The sequence below is a fragment of the Kribbella antibiotica genome, assembly GCF_004349055.1.
Classification (GTDB): Bacteria; Actinomycetota; Actinomycetes; order Propionibacteriales; family Kribbellaceae; genus Kribbella; species Kribbella antibiotica.
Genome location: NZ_SMKX01000166.1, coordinates 1 through 18,256, shown reverse-complemented (window position 1 = coordinate 18,256; position 18,256 = coordinate 1). Strand labels below are relative to the sequence as shown.

General features: G+C 65.2%; 21 protein-coding genes, 1 tRNA gene and 1 pseudogene. 12 read left to right on the top strand and 11 right to left on the bottom strand.

All coding sequences use genetic code 11. The features are described 5' to 3' along the window. The first annotated feature begins 353 nt into the window (after positions 1-353). Both E1263_RS35955 and E1263_RS35950 read left to right on the top strand, forming a co-directional pair. A complete protein-coding gene (locus tag E1263_RS35955; protein WP_132175727.1) occupies positions 354-1,490 on the top strand; it encodes an erythromycin esterase family protein in 1,137 nt (378 codons plus the stop codon). Between the two features lie 105 nt (positions 1,491-1,595). Further along, positions 1,596-4,814, top strand: coding sequence for a S8 family serine peptidase (locus E1263_RS35950; protein ID WP_132175725.1), 3,219 nt, complete (start codon positions 1,596-1,598; stop codon positions 4,812-4,814). A 47-nt stretch (positions 4,815-4,861) separates the two neighbouring features. Here the strand turns inward: E1263_RS35950 and E1263_RS35945 are convergent, their stop codons facing one another. Continuing rightward, positions 4,862-5,776 carry a serine hydrolase domain-containing protein gene (locus E1263_RS35945; RefSeq protein ID WP_165956862.1) on the bottom strand — a complete coding sequence of 305 codons (915 nt, stop codon included), beginning with the start codon at positions 5,774-5,776 and terminating at the stop codon, positions 4,862-4,864. A 287-nt stretch (positions 5,777-6,063) separates the two neighbouring features. Between E1263_RS35945 and E1263_RS35940 the strand changes: the two genes are divergently transcribed. Next, positions 6,064-6,252 (top strand): hypothetical protein, encoded by a 189-nt coding sequence (locus E1263_RS35940; RefSeq protein WP_132175721.1) that lies wholly within the window; start codon positions 6,064-6,066, stop codon positions 6,250-6,252. A gap of 69 nt (positions 6,253-6,321) precedes the next feature. Here the strand turns inward: E1263_RS35940 and E1263_RS35935 are convergent, their stop codons facing one another. Beyond that, on the bottom strand, positions 6,322-7,071 hold the full coding sequence (locus E1263_RS35935; RefSeq protein ID WP_132175719.1) for a phosphotransferase enzyme family protein: 750 nt from the start codon (positions 7,069-7,071) through the stop codon (positions 6,322-6,324). A 68-nt stretch (positions 7,072-7,139) separates the two neighbouring features. Here E1263_RS35935 and E1263_RS35930 point away from each other — a divergent pair, with 68 nt between their 5' ends. Continuing rightward, on the top strand, positions 7,140-7,463 hold the full coding sequence (locus tag E1263_RS35930; RefSeq protein WP_238161860.1) for a nucleoside triphosphate pyrophosphohydrolase family protein: 324 nt from the start codon (positions 7,140-7,142) through the stop codon (positions 7,461-7,463). Here the strand turns inward: E1263_RS35930 and E1263_RS35925 are convergent. Then, entirely contained in the window at positions 7,460-7,840 is a 381-nt protein-coding gene (locus E1263_RS35925; RefSeq protein WP_165956861.1) for a DMP19 family protein, read from the bottom strand. The genes E1263_RS35930 and E1263_RS35925 overlap by 4 nt on opposite strands. A gap of 31 nt (positions 7,841-7,871) precedes the next feature. Continuing rightward, positions 7,872-8,639 (bottom strand): SAM-dependent methyltransferase, encoded by a 768-nt coding sequence (locus E1263_RS35920; RefSeq protein ID WP_132175713.1) that lies wholly within the window; start codon positions 8,637-8,639, stop codon positions 7,872-7,874. A 104-nt stretch (positions 8,640-8,743) separates the two neighbouring features. Between E1263_RS35920 and E1263_RS35915 the strand changes: the two genes are divergently transcribed. Together E1263_RS35915 and E1263_RS35910 are read left to right on the top strand one after the other, a co-directional pair. Continuing rightward, on the top strand, positions 8,744-9,325 hold the full coding sequence (locus E1263_RS35915) for a helix-turn-helix domain-containing protein (protein WP_132175711.1): 582 nt from the start codon (positions 8,744-8,746) through the stop codon (positions 9,323-9,325). Continuing rightward, positions 9,322-9,984 carry a DUF6036 family nucleotidyltransferase gene (locus tag E1263_RS35910; RefSeq protein WP_132175709.1) on the top strand — a complete coding sequence of 221 codons (663 nt, stop codon included), beginning with the start codon at positions 9,322-9,324 and terminating at the stop codon, positions 9,982-9,984. Before E1263_RS35915 ends, E1263_RS35910 begins: the two co-directional genes overlap by 4 nt. Before the next feature lie 76 nt (positions 9,985-10,060). On the opposite strand, the gene E1263_RS35905 is transcribed toward E1263_RS35910, so the two are convergent. Next, positions 10,061-10,393, bottom strand: coding sequence for a hypothetical protein (locus E1263_RS35905; protein ID WP_132175707.1), 333 nt, complete (start codon positions 10,391-10,393; stop codon positions 10,061-10,063). A gap of 44 nt (positions 10,394-10,437) precedes the next feature. Here E1263_RS35905 and pip point away from each other — a divergent pair, with 44 nt between their 5' ends. Further along, positions 10,438-11,388: a prolyl aminopeptidase gene (pip, locus tag E1263_RS35900; RefSeq protein ID WP_132175705.1), complete on the top strand. Its 951-nt coding sequence runs from the start codon at positions 10,438-10,440 to the stop codon at positions 11,386-11,388. A gap of 89 nt (positions 11,389-11,477) precedes the next feature. Further along, on the top strand, positions 11,478-11,780 hold the full coding sequence (locus tag E1263_RS35895) for a hypothetical protein (protein WP_202869222.1): 303 nt from the start codon (positions 11,478-11,480) through the stop codon (positions 11,778-11,780). Here E1263_RS35895 and E1263_RS35890 read toward each other — a convergent pair. Continuing rightward, on the bottom strand, positions 11,777-12,256 hold the full coding sequence (locus E1263_RS35890; RefSeq protein ID WP_132175701.1) for a hypothetical protein: 480 nt from the start codon (positions 12,254-12,256) through the stop codon (positions 11,777-11,779). The two genes, E1263_RS35895 and E1263_RS35890, sit on opposite strands and share 4 nt — an antisense overlap. 70 nt (positions 12,257-12,326) lie before the next feature. Here E1263_RS35890 and E1263_RS35885 point away from each other — a divergent pair, with 70 nt between their 5' ends. Beyond that, entirely contained in the window at positions 12,327-13,070 is a 744-nt protein-coding gene (locus tag E1263_RS35885) for an MBL fold metallo-hydrolase (RefSeq protein ID WP_132175699.1), read from the top strand. Here the strand turns inward: E1263_RS35885 and E1263_RS35880 are convergent. The 4 genes from E1263_RS35880 to E1263_RS35865 all read right to left on the bottom strand — a co-directional run bounded on the left by E1263_RS35880 (position 13,063) and on the right by E1263_RS35865 (position 16,088). Further along, a complete protein-coding gene (locus E1263_RS35880; protein WP_132175697.1) occupies positions 13,063-13,584 on the bottom strand; it encodes a P-loop NTPase family protein in 522 nt (173 codons plus the stop codon). The genes E1263_RS35885 and E1263_RS35880 overlap by 8 nt on opposite strands. 67 nt (positions 13,585-13,651) lie before the next feature. After that, positions 13,652-14,425 carry a hypothetical protein gene (locus E1263_RS35875; protein ID WP_132175695.1) on the bottom strand — a complete coding sequence of 258 codons (774 nt, stop codon included), beginning with the start codon at positions 14,423-14,425 and terminating at the stop codon, positions 13,652-13,654. Between the two features lie 36 nt (positions 14,426-14,461). Further along, positions 14,462-14,788, bottom strand: coding sequence for a hypothetical protein (locus E1263_RS35870; RefSeq protein WP_132175693.1), 327 nt, complete (start codon positions 14,786-14,788; stop codon positions 14,462-14,464). Between the two features lie 67 nt (positions 14,789-14,855). Continuing rightward, positions 14,856-16,088 carry a hypothetical protein gene (locus tag E1263_RS35865; protein WP_132175691.1) on the bottom strand — a complete coding sequence of 411 codons (1,233 nt, stop codon included), beginning with the start codon at positions 16,086-16,088 and terminating at the stop codon, positions 14,856-14,858. A 207-nt stretch (positions 16,089-16,295) separates the two neighbouring features. Between E1263_RS35865 and E1263_RS35860 the strand changes: the two genes are divergently transcribed. Further along, positions 16,296-16,868: an HAAS signaling domain-containing protein gene (locus E1263_RS35860; protein WP_132175689.1), complete on the top strand. Its 573-nt coding sequence runs from the start codon at positions 16,296-16,298 to the stop codon at positions 16,866-16,868. Positions 16,869-17,053: 185 nt separating this feature from the next. After that, complete coding sequence (locus tag E1263_RS35855; protein ID WP_132175687.1) at positions 17,054-17,614, top strand: GNAT family N-acetyltransferase; 561 nt, start codon at positions 17,054-17,056, stop codon at positions 17,612-17,614. A 245-nt stretch (positions 17,615-17,859) separates the two neighbouring features. On the opposite strand, the gene E1263_RS35850 is transcribed toward E1263_RS35855, so the two are convergent. After that, positions 17,860-17,932, bottom strand: a tRNA-Arg gene (locus E1263_RS35850). Between the two features lie 81 nt (positions 17,933-18,013). Here E1263_RS35850 and E1263_RS35845 point away from each other — a divergent pair. Further along, a pseudogene (locus E1263_RS35845) lies at positions 18,014-18,256 on the top strand (hypothetical protein); the annotation flags it as partial.

The window sequence follows — 18,256 nt, the reverse complement described above, 5'->3', positions numbered from 1 at the left end:
CACCCTGCCCGCCCGGAACCTCCGAAGAACAGGACATTTACGCCCACTGGCTCAGCCGTCGCCCTTTGAGCACCGATCAGTCACCAGACGCCCCTCGAAATGCCTGAACCGTGCTCAAGGCCGCGGGCCGGGCCGACCTTGAGCACCGACCAGTCATTTTCCGGCCCGATCGGTGACTGAACCGTGCTCAAGGCTCACGCGAGAGTTCGCGCCGAGACCGGCTTACGCCCACGGGACCCGGTCGGTCGGAGGAAGCTCGCGGTGCATCCGTCGACTTGAAGCTTTTGGGGTGACTCGACGGTGGATGATGGAGCAGACCTTCCACAAATAACTTCAACGATAAGTTTGAAGCTATGGATTCTTTGCTGAGGTTGCTTGCGGTCAAGCCGCGGTTGCTGGCGTTGGGTGAGCCGACGCATCAGGAGAACGACTTGCTGCGGGTGCGCAACGGGTTGTTTCGGGAGTTGGTGGAGCAGGAGGGGTATCGGGCGATCGCGCTGGAGTCCGACTGCCTGATGGGGTTGGTAGTGGACGACTATGTGACCCAAGGGGTGGGGGAGCTCGACGAGGTGATGGCGCGCGGGTTCAGCCATGAGTGGGGTGGGCTGGCGGGGAACCGTGAGCTGGTGGAGTGGATGCGGGCGTTCAATGAGGGACGTGAGGACCCGGTGCGGTTCGCCGGGTTCGATGGGCCGCTGGAGATCACCGGCCCGGCCAGTCCGCGCCAGGTGTTCACTACTCTGCACACCTACCTCGCCACCTGGCTAGACGCCGACCTACTGCCCTGTACGGCGGACGCTCTCGACGCGCTGCTCGGTTCTGACGAGCGCTGGATCAACCCGGACACGATGATGGACCCGACTCAGTCCATCGGCCGGACCCCAGAAGCGGACCGCCTGCAGTTGCTTGCGGGGGAGCTCACCGCGCTCGCGGACACCCAGGCGCCGTACCTGATCGCCCAAGCCTCCCGGGAGGCTTGGGACCGCGCTCGCCTCTACGCACGGACGTGTAGCGGCCTCATGCGCTACCACTACTGGATGGCGGACACCTCCGACCGCCGCATCGCGCGGTTGCTCGCGCAGCGGGACTTGATGATGGCTGAGAACCTGCTCGACCTTGTGGACCGCGGTCCGACGCTGGTGTTCGCTCACAACTCGCACCTGCAGCGGGAGCAGAGCACATTGAACATGGCCGGCGCTAACCACAACTGGTGGAGTGCTGGCGCACTGGTCAACGCGCGTCTCGGCCAGGACTACGCCTTCTTCGCCACCGCGCTAGGGACGATGCGCCACCACGAAGTGGACACTCCGCCTGCGGACACCATCGAGGGCGTTCTCTACACGCAGGACCACCAACTGGTCGATCCCAAAGCTCTCACCGGACCCCTGAAGCCCAGGGTCTCGCCATGGTTCGGGTACGCCGCTCTCCACCCGGATCACCTGCCCAGCATCGACGGAATCGTCTTCGTCAAGGACGTCAATCCTTCTTAAGTTCGATTCGAGCAGTGTCGAATGTGTCGCTCCCTGTCAACTTTTCGCACCTTCCGGACATAGACATCTATGTCCACCCATCTGTGAGGACTCAGTGGAGGTGCTATGAGGAAGGGACGCACTCGTCCCGCCGTGGCTGTGCTGGCGGTGCTGGTCGCCGGGAGCAGCATGCTCGGCGGTACGGCGGCAGCGGGCGAGCCACAAGCCGACGGGCCCAAACCGTCGGCGGCGAAGCCGGAGGGCCTGTCGGCCACCGGCGACATCACGTTGATCACCGGGGATCTGGTCAGCCTGCGCGGCGACCAGCCGGCAAAGATACGGCCTGCCAAGGGCCGGGAGAACATCAAGTTCATCCAGCGCAAGGAGATCAACGGTGACATCACCGTGCTCCCGCTGGACGCTGAGGCCGCAGTGCGGTCCGGTGAGCTGGATGCGCGGCTGTTCAACGTCACGCAGCTGCTCAAGAACGGGTACGGCGACAAGGCGCGCTCTGACATCCCGTTGATCGTCAGCGGCCCAGTGGCGCTGCGGTCTGGTGCCAGCAACGCCCGCAGCCTGCCCAGCGTCGGCGGTACGGCGGTCCGGGTCGGCAAGGAGACGCCGTACTGGAGTGGGGCTCGTAACGCGCTCCGGGCCAAGGGGAAGCAGTGGATCCGGCTGGACGGGCCGGTCCGGGCGTTCCTGGACAAGAGCGTGCCGCAGATCGGCGCACCGGAGGCGTGGAAGAGCGGACTGACCGGTAAGGGCACACAGGTCGCCGTACTGGACACAGGTATCGACACTGCGCATGACGACCTGAAGGACGCAGTTGTTGCGGCCAAGGACTTCACTGAAAGCGCCAGCGGTACGACGGACAAGTTCGGCCACGGCACGCATGTCGCGTCGATCGTGACCGGGGAGGACGACGTCTACCGCGGCGTGGCGCCGGACGCCAAGCTGCTGAACGGCAAGGTCCTGGACGACGACGGTGGCGGCTATGACTCCGGCATCATCGCCGGGATGGAGTGGGCCGCGCACTCCGGCGCTGACGTGATCAACATGAGTCTCGGCTCCGACTGGCCGAGCGACGGCACCGATGTACTGTCGCAGGCCGTCGACCGGCTCACCGCTGAGACCGGCTCGCTCTTCGTGCTCGCTGCCGGCAACAGCGGCGGCACGGTCGGCAGTCCGGCTGCGGCCGAGTCAGGGCTCACGGTTGGCGCGGTCGACCACAATGAGAACCTCGCCGAGTTCTCCAGCCGCGGTCCGCGCTGGCTGGACGATGCGATCAAGCCGGACATCACTGCGCCCGGCGTGGACATCGTTGCGGCGAAGGCCAAGGACAGCTATCTCGCCGGGGAGTACCCGAACATCGGCCCGGATCACCTGCAGCTGTCCGGTACGTCGATGGCCGCGCCGCACACCGCTGGCGCCGCCGCGATCCTGGCACAGCAGCACCCGGACTGGAAGGCTGGCGAGCTCAAGACCGCCCTGATGGGTACGGCGAAGGCGAACCCGAAGCTGAGTGTCTTCGAGCAGGGGGCCGGCCGGGTCGACGTTGCTGCGGTGGTGAAGTCGACAGTGCGCGCATCGGTCGGCAGCATCAGCAACGGCATCGTCCAGTGGCCGCACAACGACGACAAGCCGATCAGTCGCGAGGTCACGTACTTCAACTCCGGTACGGCGCCGGTCGCGCTGGATCTGAGCGCATCGGTGCAAGGTCCGGATGGGAAGGCTGCTCCGGCGGGCATGTTCACGGTGTCGCCGGCAACGCTGACTATCCCGGCCGGTGGCCACGCGACCGCGACGGTCACCACCAACACCGCCGTACCGGGTGCTGATGGTCGCTACAGCGGTGTGGTCACTGCAGGCTCGTTGCGGACGCCGATCGCGGTCACCCGCGAAGTGGAGAGCTACGACGTCAAGCTCAACTACATCGGGTTCGACGGCAAGCCGAGCGCGAACTACTTCTTCCGCTTCGTCGGTATCGAGCTTCCGACCGTGACGGTTCCGAAGGAGAGCGACGGGAGCAGCGTGACGGCCCGGGTCGCGAAGGGGAAGCACTACTTCGAGACCTACGTCGCCACCGAGGACGGATCGCAGTCGACGAACTACGCCGAGCCGACGTATGTGGTGGACGGTCCGTCATCGTTGACCATCGACGCGCGAGCCGGCAAGCCGATCGGCTTCCAGGTCGACAAGACCGACGCGGTCTCCACGACCGCCGTCTACGGCTTCCTCCGGGACACTGTCTGGGGCGGCGACGAGTCGACCGGGGTGACCTACATCGGGAACAACTTCGAGGGCACCTACGTCCTGCCGAGCCGGACCACCTCGCCCCCGGCCGAGTTCCGGTTCTTGATGCTCGAGGTCAAGGCAGCACCGACCAACTCGCCGTACCTCTACCAGTTGGAGCGCAACGACCTCGGCAAGGTGCCCAGCACACTTGTGCATCGGGTGCGGGACAGCTCGCTGGCGCGCGTGCGGTCGACGCACACCGGCAGCAAGCCCGGTACGTACGGCATCCGCGAGGGCGTCGTCAGGCCGCTGCCGTTCACGCTGGACGAGTACTACACCCCCGGCGTCGAGTGGTCGCAGTCCTTCACCGAGACCACGGATCCCTCGGACGACCGCGGTTTCGCGAACCAGTTCACCAGTACGCCGAAGTCGTACAAGCTCGGACGAGTTGTCACTGAGCGGTGGGGGCTCCCGGTCTTCGGCCCGGCATTCCCGACGTACCGGGGCAGCGCGGACGCGGCCGGTCGGCTCGGAAACCTGATGGGCTTCGACATCGCCCTGCACTCGGATCAGGACCCCGGCCACTACGGGTACTCCATGACCGCAGGCAGCACCGTACTTTCCAAGGACGGCAAGGAGATCGCGCGGGAAGAGTTCCCGGGCTACCTCCCCGGATCCCCAGTCCCAGCGGGCCCAGCGACGTACAAGCTCCATGTCGAGGGCACCCGCGACAACCCGCTGTCCTCAAGCATCACCGCCGATTGGACCTTCCATTCCGACACCGTCACCGGCACGGACGTCGTACCCCTGCCACTGGTGGCAGTCCGCTTCGCCCCGCCCGCTGGTGCTTCGGCCAAGATCCCGACCCTGGTCCCGATCACCCTTGACAGCAACACCGGCGCCCGGACCCGCCTGACCTCGCTCGCCGTCTCCCACGACGGCGGCACCACCTGGCAGTCCACCAAGTTCTACACCGCTGCCGGCAAGACCTTCGCGCTCGTCAAACACCCAGCCGGCGCGAAGGCCGTCTCCCTCAAAGCCACCGCAACCGATGCCTCCGGCAACAAGGTGGATCAGACCACCATCAACGCCTTCCTTCTGAAGTAAACGCTCGGCTGGGGTACCGCCTCGCTGCGGTATCCCAGCCGCTCTGTTCAGAGGTACGGGACCAGTTCGGTCCAGATTGCGTCGAGGATGTCGGTGGTGGGGTGTTCGTAGTGGGCGGTGACGGTGATGGTCGCTTGTTGGTGCGGGAACATGATGCTGAACTGGCCGTAGATGCCGTCCATCCGCCAGGCGTCGTCACGAGCACAAGGCCAGCAATGCAACCCGTACGACGCATTGTCGGGATCGTGACCGCGGTCGGTCGGGGTCACGTCGGCGTGCATCAGGTCGACGTACTCGGCCGGGATCAGCTGCTCGCCGCGGAAACTGCCGTCGTACAGGAGGGTTTCGCCGAGGCGGGCGATCTCGTCGGTGCGCAGGTGCAGGCCCATCGCGCCCAGCGGAAAGCCAAGCGGGCAACGGAACCACTGCGGGTTGCCGATCCCGAGCGGCCGGAACAACCGCGGCATCAAGAATTCGCGCAGATCGGAACCACTCGCGGCCGCGACGATTCGGCCGAGCACATAGGAACTCAGACCGCGATACGCATAGTTGGTGCCAGGCGGATGGGCCAACGGAGTCGCCAGAAAGGCCTGCGCCGGATCGCCCTCGAAATCGAGGTCCTCATTCTCCCAGCGAAGCTCGATCCCCGACGTCATCGACAACAGATGCCGAACGGTCAGCTCCTCAACCCCCTCGGCCGCCGTGCTCTTGAACTCCGGCAGATGCGCCAGCACCGGATCATCCAGTTCGAGGAAACCCTCCGCCCAAGCCATCCCCACCGCCACCGACGTGAACGTCTTCGACACCGAGTAAATATCGCGCCGATCGTCACTCACCCATCGATACGAAACCGGCTCCTCACCGTCCCGCGTGACATAAACCCCCTCCAGCCCCAACTGGCGCTCACTCGCCGCCTGCCGCAACCCCAGCAACCCCGCCCGAATCCCATCACCCATCACCATCCCAAAACCGTACCGAAGAACGGGTGGTGGTGCCCCCGACACGACCCACGCCGCGCCACTCACGCCTGCGCCACCTACCAATCGCCGACCACTACCCGCCCATCGGTACGCCGCCTCCCGAGCCCGATCCGGCGGATCCCACAGATGGTTGCCCGGGGCTCCGAAAATCGGGGAACCGGCTACGAAGAACCCGCGTCGTATGCCCATCGCCGGATCACTTGCCCGGCGGAAAAGCTTCCAACGACGAGGTCGCAGGCGGCCTCACCCCGAACTGCACAGGAGTGGATATGAGCGAGCGCAAGGACCAGGCGGCGGCGGACAAGGCGGCTGAGCTCTACCGCGCGCAGTCCCAGGTCGTTCCCCGGCTCGAAGCGACGGGCCACCTGAAGGCGGCCAAGAACATCGAGGCCAAGGGCGGCCGCTGGGACTCTCCCGAGGCCAAGAACGAGGGCAAGAAGGGCTGGGGCCGCGGCTGACCCCGCCTCCCCGGACCGGCGAGCCCAGGCAGACATGCGCTGCCTGGGCTTCCGTCGTACGGCAGCTGTTCAGAGCAGGGCGGTGAGCCAGGCGTCGTGGTTGGCTTCGATGTAGGCGGCGGTGGGGCCCCAGTAGTCGCCGTGGCCTTCGGTATAGAGCCGGGCCCAGGGTTGGGTGCCTGTGCGGTGTCCGTCGACCAGGAGGTCGTAGCTCCCGCGAGTATGCGCGGCGATCTGCGCCGGTAGCGCCTCCCGCTGCGCTTCGTCGAGCCCGTATCCGTCGACCAGCGCGCGCAGCCGAGGCCCATCCACCCGTACGTCGCCGTCCGGAGTGAACGGCACGAACCCAGTGGCCGCATACCCGAGATCCCACAAGCGCGTCGCCGGCCCGGCGTTGTCCCAGTCGATGAATACCCAGCGGTCCTCGTTGCAGACCAGATTCCAGGGCGCCAGATCGTTGTGGCAGATCAGATCCCCGCCAGCCGGATCCGGTACGACGACCTGCCATGCCGCGTCAGTCGGCGCGGCGAACCCCTCCATCGCGTCGTGCAGTTCCCGAATCAACCGCCCGACCCGGTGCAGGTCCTCCAGCGAGAACGGCGTCAACGTTTCAGCTATCGCTCCAGGGATGTACTCAAGAACATGCCGCCCGCGCTCATCCCGCCCCAACGTGCGAGGCGCAAACTCGCTGCCAGCAAGGTGTTCCAGCAATGCCTCAACCCCAGCCGTCTGAGGCAACGCAGGTTTCCGCACCGTCGCCCCCACCCGCACAACCTCCGCAGCGACGTTCCCACCCGTCAGAATCTCTTCAGCCTCCACGCCACGATCATGCCCGCCGACAACTGGATCGTCGCGCCATTAACCATGTCTAGAGTTGTGGTGTGGAGATGAATGCCTATCAGCAGGCCGCGCTTCGTACCGCTGCGTCCAAGGACAAGCACAACGAGGTATTCCAGCTGCTGCTCGGGCTGGTCGGTGAAACGGGCGAGATCGCCGAGAAGGCGAAGAAGATCGTCCGCGACCAGGACAGCGACTTCTCCCGATGGGACACCGAGGATCTGACCAAGGAGCTGGGCGACGTGCTGTGGTATCTCGCCATGATCGCGGACTACTTCGACGTACCGCTCGAAACTGTTGCCCAGCGCAACATCGCCAAACTTGCCGATCGGCAGCAGCGTGCGGTACTGGGCGGGAGCGGCGACAACCGCTAGTTGCTGAGCGCCTCGGTGAGCTTGCCGTCGGCGTTGGTCGACGCTTCCAGCGTGTAGAACCGCTTGTCGAGCTCATCCAGGTCGAACGACCCGACCTTCTCGCTGCGATCATCCGGATCCAGCGGGTACGGCGCCCCGAACAGCGCGACCGCCTCGCCCAGCAGATCCGCCCACCGCGAACCCAGCAACCGCGGCAAAGCAGTGATCGCCGTCAACGCAGTGTCACCACCGCTATACCGGAAGTACGAGTCGAACCCGCCCGAGTTGACCTCCTGCCGGAAGTCACAAACCGCCAGCACCTGCCGCTCGCGCTCACTCAGCGAGGACCTGTCCGACTCTGCGTACTGCTCGTAGAAGGCCCACGCGTCAATGGTCACCCGACGAACGGTACGACATCTCACCGTCGACTCAGACCACCTTGCCGTTACGGCGAGCGACAACCCGACATAAACCAAGCGTTCGACCGCCATCCGCATGCAGCATCCGCGCCTCCTCCTGACCCGGCATACCGACGTACAGATCGCACGCCTCGTTCCACTGCAGCCAGTCCCGCCACCCCTCCGGCAACCGCTCGGCGACCTCGACCGTGACCAGCCCGGTCTTCTCCCAGTGCCGCCGCCACCAAGCCGCGCTGTGCCAGGCGCAGAAATCCCACTTCCAGTACGACGTGAGGTGCGGCGGAGGCAGCGTCTCGTACTCCTCGGCAAGTCCCGGCTGAATGATCCCGATCTGCCCACCGTGCTTCACGAAGCGCGAGTAGTAGCCCAGGTAGAGATCATCGGTTCCGAAGTAGTGATAGGCCCCGATACTGACGGCCGCATCGAAGAACCCCTCAGTAAACGGCAACGCATGCGCCTCCGCCGAAAGCGGATGCACCCGCCCCTCCAGCTCCGCCTCAACCACCCGCCGAAAGTTCTCCTCAGGCTTCACCCACAAATCCACAGCCCACACCTCAACCCCGAACTCCTTGGCCAAGAAGACCGAGCTCAGCGCCGACCCACACCCCATATCGAGCACCCGCATCCCCGGCTCAAGCACCAAGCACTCGCTCAAAGCCTCCGCTTGCCACAACGGATGAGGCCCCATCCCGCCCTCTACGACCCACCGCGCCGAATACCCCGCCGCCCGCGGATACCGCTCATTCCGCAGCAACTCCGCAAGCGCTGACTCATCCATCCCACCGACTCTCCGCGCCCAAGCCGCAACCAGCAACCAGTTATTGGCTGGATGGGCCGCCCGAGCTATTATCTGATTAGATAACGAACAATGGAGATGGTGGCGTGGACAAAGACACTCAGGCGGTCATCGACCTGCTCAACCATGCGCTCACCGAGAGCGAACTGTCGCAGGCCGCGTTCGCTCACGCCCTCGGTACCTCTGCGTCCCGGTTCTCCACCTATCGTTCCGGTAAGACGAAGCCGACGGCGCAGTTTGTCGTACGTGCCGGGCGACTCGCTCACGCCCTCCATCAGGCGAGTGAGTATCGGATCATGACTGCCCCGGCCACCGCCATGGCCGTTCGTGAGGCAAGCGACGAGGACTGGGCTTGGCGCATGCTGATTCAGGGACGTGACCACCTGCGGTTGTTGCTGAGCCGCCGTGATGGTTCCGAAGCCGCCTGGGAGGCTGCGCCAGGCACGACCGGTCAAGCCGGCTTCGACGCGCTCCTCGCAGTCCTGACCGCACATGAGTTCGAGGCTGCCGACGAGGAACCACCCGAGTGGAGCCTGATCGCGGCGCTCCCCGAACCATGGGTTCCCGATCACCCGTTCTTGGACTATGACGAGATCATCGGGCAGACCCCGGCCTATCTCGCACAGGCCAACATCTTCGTCCCTGCTCGTGATCTGGTCACCGCGTGAGCAACACCCGCCACGAATTTGCAGCCGCCGAGATTATCGATCTGCTCTCGGAGCTCGACAAGCGGCTGAAGACCCGCGGCATCCCGGCATCGATCTTCGTCGTCGGAGGTGCCGCGATTGCCGTCAGCTCGCACGAGACTCCGCGTCGTACCGAGGACATTGCTGCCATCACGCACGATGAGATCGTGCTCGACGAGGCTCGTGCGATGGCCGCCCAACGCAAACTCCCCGAGGGCTGGCTGAACACCCAAGCCAGTGCATGGATGCCACCGCTCCCGGAAGGCGTGTTGCAACACAGCGAGGCGCCCGGTCTGCAGATCACCTATGCGAGTGACGAGTTTCTGATGGCGACCAAGTTGATTGCTCAGCGCCGCAAGGATGCAGCCGACATCATCACTCTCGCTGGACGCCTCGGCATGGAGAATGCAACGGCCGATGATCTTGAGCAAGTGATCTCGCGCTACTACACCGACGAGGATGCGCTCGAGTTCATCGTCGATGGTGAAGACGTCGGTCGCGAGATCCATCTGCTCGCTGTGAAAGCCGAACGCCTGTTGGCAACTCATCAAGCCGGATCGACGCGCGTAGCGCCAACTGCCGGCGCGGTGGCTCCCGCCGTACGGCGCCAGAATCGCGGATCTACACCCGAACGGGGCTAGCCCGCTATGCGACGAGATAGGTCCGCTGCCGTCGCGGCGATTGATGGACCAGGCCGCGGCCGTCCGCCATCTGCAGTTAGATGCGTTCCCACCGGGTGGAGGTGTGCCAGCCTGGCAGGTCGAAGGCCCAGCCGGTGAGGAGGAGATGGGCGGTCCGCATGTCGGCGACCACGGTTCCGTAGTGCTGGTCCGGGCTACCGTCCCGGTACTCCACGACGTAGCTTCCGTCGGGGTTGCGCGAGCTCTGCCCATACGTCTGACCGGAGCTGTCCGCGAGTCGATCGACGATCAAGAAGGAGCTCCTACCCGCCTCGACGCCTTCGAACATCAGGAACAGTGCGTCTTCCGACGGATCGTCGATCGTGTCGCCCGACTCCGAGATTGCCCGCAGCGTGAGGTGTCGTTGCACGGGCCCATGGTGGCATGCCGCCGGCTTTGGCAGGATGACCGCGTATGGACCTGTACCCGCCGGTCGAGCCCAACGCGTCCGGTCATCTCGACGTGGGCGACGGGCACTCTGTCTACTGGGAGACCTCCGGTACGCCGACCGGCACCCCGATCGTCTGGTTGCACGGCGGCCCGGGCGCTCCACCTTCGACGGGAACACGCCGGTACTTCGACCCTGCGCAGTACCGGACGTTGATCTTCGACCAGCGCGGCTGCGGCCGCAGTCGGCCCCTGGCGAGCGACCACGAAGCCGACCTCACCACCAACACCACCGATGACCTGATCGCCGACCTCGAGCGGTTGCGCAGTCACCTCGGCATCGATCGCTGGGTCGTGGCCGGCGTCTCGTGGGGCGTGACGCTCGGCCTGGTCTACGCCGAGCGTTACCCGGAACGCGTGCTCGGCTTGGTCCTCGCCGCGGTCACCTCCGGCCGCCTGCGCGAGACGCAGTGGATCACCCGCGACATGGGCCGCGTCTTCCCCCGTGAATGGGACCACTTCGTCGACCTAGTCCCCGAGGCCGAGCGCCACGGCGACCTGAGCGCCGCCTACGCCCGCCTGCTGGCCAACCCCGACCCAGCGATCCGCGCGGAAGCAGCCCGCCGCTGGTGCGATTGGGAAGACACCCACATCTCCCTCGCCCCCGACCACACCCCGCAGCTCAACCTCGAGACCCCAACCTGGCAACAGGTTTTCGCCCGCCTGGTGACGCACTATTGGGCCCACGGCTCCTTCCTAGCCGACAACGAGGTCCTAGCCAACGTCCACCGCATCAGCCACCTCCCCGCCATCCTGATTCACGGCCGGTACGACGTCTCTGGCCCACTGGACTCAGCCTGGGCACTCCACAAGGCCTGGCCCGCCAGCCACCTGATCGTCGTCGACGACTCCGGCCATTTCAGCGGCTCCATGGGCGAAGAACTCATCGCAGCCCTCAACACCATGGCCGGCGTGTAATTGACGCGCGCTGCCCTGCCCCCGCGAGTGATGATGATCCGATGCCTCAGTCACATTCACGCCCGGTACCAGGTGGTCGAGCCGTCTACATGACCGAACGCCTCTGGCAACTCGCGGAAGGTCTCCCCGCCGAGCCGGTCCTGATCGACGACATCCGCGAATTCGACGAGAACTGCTGGTTCGGCGACGCCCCGGTCACCTGCCGCATGGTCGCCGAACACGCCGGCCGCATCCAGAAAGCCGACCTCAGCTACCCGGTGATCCTGTCGGCCGACGGCCGCCTGATGGATGGCGGCCACCGAATCTCCAAAGCCTGGCTCAGCGGAGCCACCACCATCAACGCCATCCGCCTCCCGGTCGACCCCGAACCCGACTACATCCAGCCGGACTAGTCAGCCTGCAGCGCGGCGCGGACGGTTGCGCGCATGCGCTCGACAACCTCGTCCGCCTGCGCAGGAACACTAGCGTTGTCCAGCCTGACGAACAGTTCCATGAGTGCGCGCTCAAGGGAGTCCTGCTTGTCCCATGGCGGTAGTTGGTGGAGAAACGGTGCGTAGAAATCGCCGATCGGGAGCTTCCATAACCCGAACGTTCTGAGCAGCAGCCGATACTCTGCCTCCTCGTCGCCAGGAATTGGCAGTTCGATCCCGTACTCAGCAAGCATGGCGCGCACGAGCGGCCCGGCATCGCCGTACGTGACGTCACGCCGCAGTACGGCGACCTCGACCGTTGCATCGCCTTCGAATCCGGCGGCAAGGAGGTCCTCGGCGAGGACAACGGCATCATCCATAGGCGTGCGCGAGACCACGATGTCGACGGCGAGACGCTGCAGGCGAGTCTCGAATGCGGCGGGCACGCTCGGGTTCACCCTTGAATGCTGACACGAGGACGCGCTCTGGTGCCTGGGATTTTCCATGCTCGCCTGCCACAGTGAACGGATGCTGAAGCAGGTGGCCGACGGCGTTTGGGTGCGGCAGAGCGAGTGGGTTTGGAGCAACGCGATCGTGGTGCGCGGCGACGAGGGGCTCGTCCTGGTCGATCCCGGCATCAACGGTGCTGACCTGCAAGAGCTCGCCGACGACGTGGACCGACTCGGCATCCCGATCGTCGCCGGCTTCTCCACGCACCCGCATTGGGACCACCTGCTCTGGCACCCCCGGTACGGCGATGTGCCGCGCTACGCCACGTCCACCTGCGCGGAGGTTGCCAGCGAGGCCCGTGAGCGGGCGCAGGCTATGGCGGCCGCGAGCGCATCGGACATCCCGCTCGACCTGGTAGCGCTCCTCACCCCGCTCCCCGCGGACGGCGGTCCCGTGCCGGGCGAGATCATCGAGCACGAAGCGCACGCGCCCGGCCATGTGGCGATCCTCCTTGCTGGCCGTGGAGTCTTGATCGCCGGCGACATGCTCTCCGACGTACTCATCCCGCTCCTCGACCCCCGCCGCCCCGGCCAACTGGCCGCGTACAAAACCGCGCTTGACCGACTCAGCGCGGCCGCCCAGCAGGCCGACGTACTGATCCCTGGTCATGGATCCGTTGCCGAAGGCCCCGAATTGGCGGCCCGCCTCGCCGCCGATCACGCCTACCTCGACGCACTCCAACGAGGCGAGGACCCTGCTGACCCCCGCCTAGCCCAAGACTGGCTAGCCGGTCCCCACCAGTCGAACCTCAACGCTAGCTAAGGAAATGGCGCACCACACGCTCAGCAACGTCGTACGGCGTGAGTGTGCTCGTGTCGACGACTAGCTCGTCCAGGTCCGCAGCCGCGAGGCGCTCAGCCACCTCGTCGCAGCGCTCCAAATGCCACTCCAACGCCGACACCTGGCTAGCGCTATAGCGCCCGCGCAACCGCCGCCTAGTCGTCTCGGCATCCGCCGTAAGCCGAACCATCCGCACTGGCTGCCCAACCGCCGCGACATACCGCTCCCGTGCGTCCGGCGACGAGATCACCCCACACATCACCAACTGCCGAGGCCCCGCCGACCGGTAGTTGGCCCATACCGCGGAAATGTTCTGAGCCTCGATCAAAACGTTGCCCTCATCAACAGGCGGCCAAGACCGATGAAACCAGTCCACATCCATCAGACTGAACGGCCGCCCAGCCTTGGCTAGCAGATCCCCGACATGATCCAGCGTCGACGACTTGCCAACGCCATACCCGCCGTTGAGAAAGATCGTGAATTCGGTGTCCGTCACGTCGCCTGACCCTACGCGTCAGGTGGCGAGTTGGCTTAGCTTTCTTTGGTGCTTCACCCGAGCGACATCAAGCGCGGCGGCGACGAGACCACAGCCACCGTCCCCACCGCGGAAGCGCAGAACGACGGCCTACACTCAACGCCTTCTCGGGAGGCGCCTCCACAGCGATCGACGTAAACGGTCCGCCGTACTGTTCGACGTAGGTCTGCTGGTCCGCGAGTAGCGCGACCTTGTCGACAGCCGCTCGGAAGAAGATCTCGTTGTCCATCCACCAGCGCCAGATGAACTCGGCGAAGGAGTCGGCGACCAGTATGAACTCCCAGCCCTCTTGCTGCCAGTAAGCGACATCCTCGGCGTCTAATTCGAATCCAGCGGGATACCCCGTGCTGACCACGGCGGAGCCGCCGTCGTCGCCGAGGTAGAGCAGCCAGTGGTAGACGACCTGAGAGTCTGAGATCAGGTGCAGGAGGCGTCCGCCATCGACCGGTACGACCGCGTCACCGAGATCGAAGTAGCAGTCGGTCGCGCTGCGCAGGCGATCACGGAGGCCGTCGCCTGCCAGGAATCGCTCGAAGTCTGCAGGCAATGCTGCACCGTCGCCCAGAAGATCGGCTACGGCCCCCCTGGAGATATCCCGAGTCGCATACTCGAAATCACTCGCGAGGTAATCCTGTTGATGGCGAGCTGCCTGCTCGAGCCAGCTGAGCTCGGCTGCGTCTGCCGGTACGTCGGGCAGTTCGTCGCCCGAGTACGAGACATAGGTCCTGAAAGGTATCTCCGGCAGCGTTCCGGGAACCTGGATCGTCACCCATTCGCGGCGCAGACCAGACAAGAAAGACACGCCCGTACTGTCGCACACAGGCTGAGCGAACCCGGCCTACTTCGGGGTGCCTGACCAGACGCCAGTCGTCAGAAATTCGTCGGCTTCCTGCTGCCGGGTGGCTAAATCGGTGTCGTCATCCAGCGGGGGGACGGAGCCCGCGAGGAAGCCCCGGGCCCAGAGCCGGGTGGCAGCCGGCGCGTCGTCGGGGAGTTCGCTGAGGCTCACTCGGAAGCTGACTTGCTTGTGCTCGCACCACGCCGGCATCCGGCCTCGAAAGGTGTTGCCCGACGAGGGGTACAGGATGTCCCGTGATCCTTCGTGCTCCGAGCAAGGAAACCAAAGCTCTGGATCAAGGTCGCCGCTGCGCTGATCTAGCTGCATCCGGGCGATCCTAGTCAATTGCCACCAGCACGCGCTGGTGGCTTCGGCAAGTGTTCGTGCAAGTGGCTCAGCGCACGGTGAGGGGGAAGGCGGAGCTGCTGGTGGCGCTGACGGTGAGTCCGTTGACCAGTACTGCGGGCACGGTGACGCGGTAGCGCGAGGTGGTGCCGCGACCGACGGCCTTGATCAGGACGAGCGCCGAACCCTTGGTGAGCTGGATCTTCACGCCGTTGAGCCACTTCTTGCCGTCCCAGCGCTGCAGAGTGGCTTGCACCGTTACGGCGGGCTGGATCTTCACCGACAACTTGACCGTGGTGCCGACCTGGGCGGTTGCCGGTGTGAAGCCGGCAGCGGTGAACTTGGTCAGTGTGGTCGAGGACTTCGCCGCCGTGGAGGCGGCCGGGGTCAGTGCGATGACGTTGGTGCTGACGACCTTGCGTGCCGGAACCCAGATGCGGTACTGACGGTTGCCCAGGGCACCGATCCCGGTGTCGAAGGCGGTCGTGGTGTTACCGGCGTACCGGCCGTAGGTTTTCCACGCGTCGGTAGCCTTGGCGCGGGCCTGGAGCTCGACCGGGATGCCGCTCGCGCGCTCCTCACGGCCCTCGCTGGTGAACAGGTCGATCGTGCTCTTGATACCGAGCCGGGATCCGTACGTCGCTGACGCGGGAACGCTCGTACCGGCGCTGAGCTTGCCCAGCCGGACGGACTTGGCTGCCGACGCGCTGTCGCCCCACTCGTTCCAGGCATACAGGCTGATCTCGAAGGGCCGGGGGTACGGCGCGGTATGGATGGAGCCGGAACCGATATCGTTCGAGAAGTCATAGATGTCGTGGTGCCCAGGCGTGGCGACGGTGGCCCTGACCGTCGTGTCGGTGGCGGAGAAATCCAGCGGGTCGTTCGGCGTGGAGTCTGGGATCTCCTCCGCCTTCCAGGTCAGATTGGTGTGCTCAGGACCGTCCGGGGTGGCGTCCAGCAGCACCATCCGGGCGGGCCGATGCGTGTCGAACCAGGCCGACACGGCACCTGTGCTCAGCTCGCCGTTGACCTCGCTCTTCACGATCAGCCGCGTCTTGTCCGACTCTTCGAGCTCGTAGCCCTGGAGCGAGAACTTGTTCGCGGCGGTCGCGGCCACAGTCGTCAGGACGTACGGCGCCTGCCCCTCCCGCTCGACGTAGACGACGTTCTTGGCGTTGTCGTCCTTCCAGGCCAACTCCACCTGCGTGTAGTTGAACGAGATCTCGAAGTCGGTGGGTGCGTCCGGCGCGGCGGCCGCCGCGGTTGCTGCGAGTTTGCGCATGTGTGTTTCCCAGGGAGAGCGCCTGGCGGTCACCCCTGCCGCCAGTACGTGCGCAACAAGTAGCGCACGCACTCCCGAGACAGGCAAGCTCCGCCGATGGCAGCTTCATGCAATCACGTCCGGCGCCGATCGTGGTTGCACTCATATGCGTTGACAGATACCTTGTCTTGCAAGGTAGTGACAAGATCCTCATCCAGGAGACACGAAATGAGCGCTGACCAGCTGGTCGAGGCGTACCTGAAAGAGCTGGCCACGGCCGCCGAAGCGTTGCCGGCAGAGCGCCGTACGGAGCTCCTCGCCGACATGACGACGCACATCGCAGAGGCACGCGCCGAGGGCGCCACCTCGGACGACGAGGTGCGCGCAGTGCTGCAGCGCCTCGGCGATCCCCACGAGATCGTCGCCGCATCGACCGACGGCCTGGTCCTCGTCGACGCCGAGCCGCGCTTTCGCCTCCGCGACTTCGCCACGGTGGCACTGCTATTCATCGGGCCTTTCCTGCTGGCGATCGGCTGGCTGGTCGGCGTCTGGCTCCTGTGGACCTCCGACCGCTGGACTCGCGTCGAGAAGCTACTCGCCACCCTGGGCTGGCCGCTCGGGTACGGCGCCGCGATCGTCTGCGAGTTCATCTCGCCCTTCCCGATCGGCGTGACGCTCACGATCGCGGCCGTGATCACCGTCGTCGCGCTCATCCCCTTGCTCAAGAACGGCGGACCCGGGCGCTCCACCACCCGAACCCCGCTCGCCGGCGCCACGTCAGCGACCTCACGCAACAGCTGACCTCTAGGTGCCGAAGGGTTTGCTTGCAGCACATGCCGAATTCGGAAACGCCGCACCGACGACCTGGTGGCAACGTGGCACGCCCAAGTCGGCAGTCCATCGCAGCGGCTACGCGCGTGAGTTCGTCTTAAGCGATCCCCCCGAAGTCGCTGTGAGCAAGCCCGTTAGCAGGGGAGGATGCCTGCATGACGGAGTGGACTGTGCGGGACTACACCCCAGGGGACGAGACGCCATGGCTGCGGTGCCGCGTCCTCGCTTTTCTTGACACGAGTTACTACGACGACGTCGCAACGATCAAGCCGAGGCGCGAAGCGGGTCTTGAATTGGTCGCTGTCGTCGATGATCAAATCATCGGGCTGCTGGACGCGAGTGTCACAGGAAGCGAATCGACCATCGAGACGATCGCGGTTCACCCTGACTACCGTCGGCTTGGTATTGCCCAGCGGCTGCTCAACGAGATCTGCGACCGACTGCAGCGGCGAGGAGCCATACAGGTCGATGCGTGGACTCGGGACGATGAGGGAACGCTGGCCTGGTACCGGTCACAAGGTTTCGAACAAAAGATGCGTTACCTGCATGTGTACGCCTCCGATCCAGACGAGGCTCTTTCGGCCTTCGGTTCGCAGATGGACCTGATGCCTCGCGCGGGCTTCTTCCACGCCTGGATCGACCACGAGGGTGCCCTGCGCAATCAGTTCAGCCGCGTGTACTCCTGCCGACAGTTCGTGAAGTCGCTCGGGGGCTAACTGGCTGAGCGACAGGCGGGAAAGATGCACCCGGACCACCGATTAGGCGGGCCAATTCGGACCCCGTCATCCCGGAGTCGTGAGGCCCCCGCCGGAGGCAGATGCCCTCGGCTCTCGTGGAGGAACCCGAGGGTCGGTCCAGACATGTCGGCGCTGATCCCGTGTTAGTAAAGGTGTTAGCAAGTTCGGCCCCAGAGAAGGCGAAAACCCCAGGTCATCTAGCTTCTGACCTGGGGTTTTACTTGCGCGCTCGGAGGGATTCGAACCCCCAACCTTCTGATCCGTAGTCAGATGCTCTATCCGTTGAGCTACGAGCGCCGGGCAACGAGACGTAACGATACAGGGAGGCGGCGGGTCGATGCCAATCGGGGGTCGGGGAGGGGCTTTAGGGTCCCCGGTATGGGTATCGAAGACTTGCTGGGTGGGCGTGATTTGGGGGATGTGAAGAAGGCGGTCGGGTTCGTGATGGAGAACTCGGACGACTTCCAGAAGGTGCTTGAGTTGGTGAGGGGGCTGCCTGATGGGGCTGTGGGTTTCATCGGGAAGTTGCCGGAGCTGCTGAAGACCATCGGGTCGGGGTTGGCTGAGGCGGGAGAGCAGGCTGGGAAGGCTGCTGGGGCCTTGGTGGGGGATGACGGGGAG

Bases quoted from the DNA above. Each gene is read 5' to 3' on its own strand.
- E1263_RS35955 (WP_132175727.1), top strand. From the start codon at position 354: ATGGATTCTTTGCTGAGGTTGCTTGCGGTCAAGCCGCGGTTGCTGGCG.
- E1263_RS35950 (WP_132175725.1), top strand. From the start codon at position 1,596: ATGAGGAAGGGACGCACTCGTCCCGCCGTGGCTGTGCTGGCGGTGCTG.
- E1263_RS35945 (WP_165956862.1), bottom strand. From the start codon at position 5,776: ATGGTGATGGGTGATGGGATTCGGGCGGGGTTGCTGGGGTTGCGGCAG.
- E1263_RS35940 (WP_132175721.1), top strand. From the start codon at position 6,064: ATGAGCGAGCGCAAGGACCAGGCGGCGGCGGACAAGGCGGCTGAGCTC.
- E1263_RS35930 (WP_238161860.1), top strand. From the start codon at position 7,140: ATGAATGCCTATCAGCAGGCCGCGCTTCGTACCGCTGCGTCCAAGGAC.
- E1263_RS35920 (WP_132175713.1), bottom strand. From the start codon at position 8,639: ATGGATGAGTCAGCGCTTGCGGAGTTGCTGCGGAATGAGCGGTATCCG.
- pip (WP_132175705.1), top strand. From the start codon at position 10,438: ATGGACCTGTACCCGCCGGTCGAGCCCAACGCGTCCGGTCATCTCGAC.
- E1263_RS35895 (WP_202869222.1), top strand. From the start codon at position 11,478: ATGACCGAACGCCTCTGGCAACTCGCGGAAGGTCTCCCCGCCGAGCCG.
- E1263_RS35885 (WP_132175699.1), top strand. From the start codon at position 12,327: ATGCTGAAGCAGGTGGCCGACGGCGTTTGGGTGCGGCAGAGCGAGTGG.
- E1263_RS35870 (WP_132175693.1), bottom strand. From the start codon at position 14,788: ATGCAGCTAGATCAGCGCAGCGGCGACCTTGATCCAGAGCTTTGGTTT.
- E1263_RS35865 (WP_132175691.1), bottom strand. From the start codon at position 16,088: ATGCGCAAACTCGCAGCAACCGCGGCGGCCGCCGCGCCGGACGCACCC.
- E1263_RS35860 (WP_132175689.1), top strand. From the start codon at position 16,296: ATGAGCGCTGACCAGCTGGTCGAGGCGTACCTGAAAGAGCTGGCCACG.
- E1263_RS35855 (WP_132175687.1), top strand. From the start codon at position 17,054: ATGACGGAGTGGACTGTGCGGGACTACACCCCAGGGGACGAGACGCCA.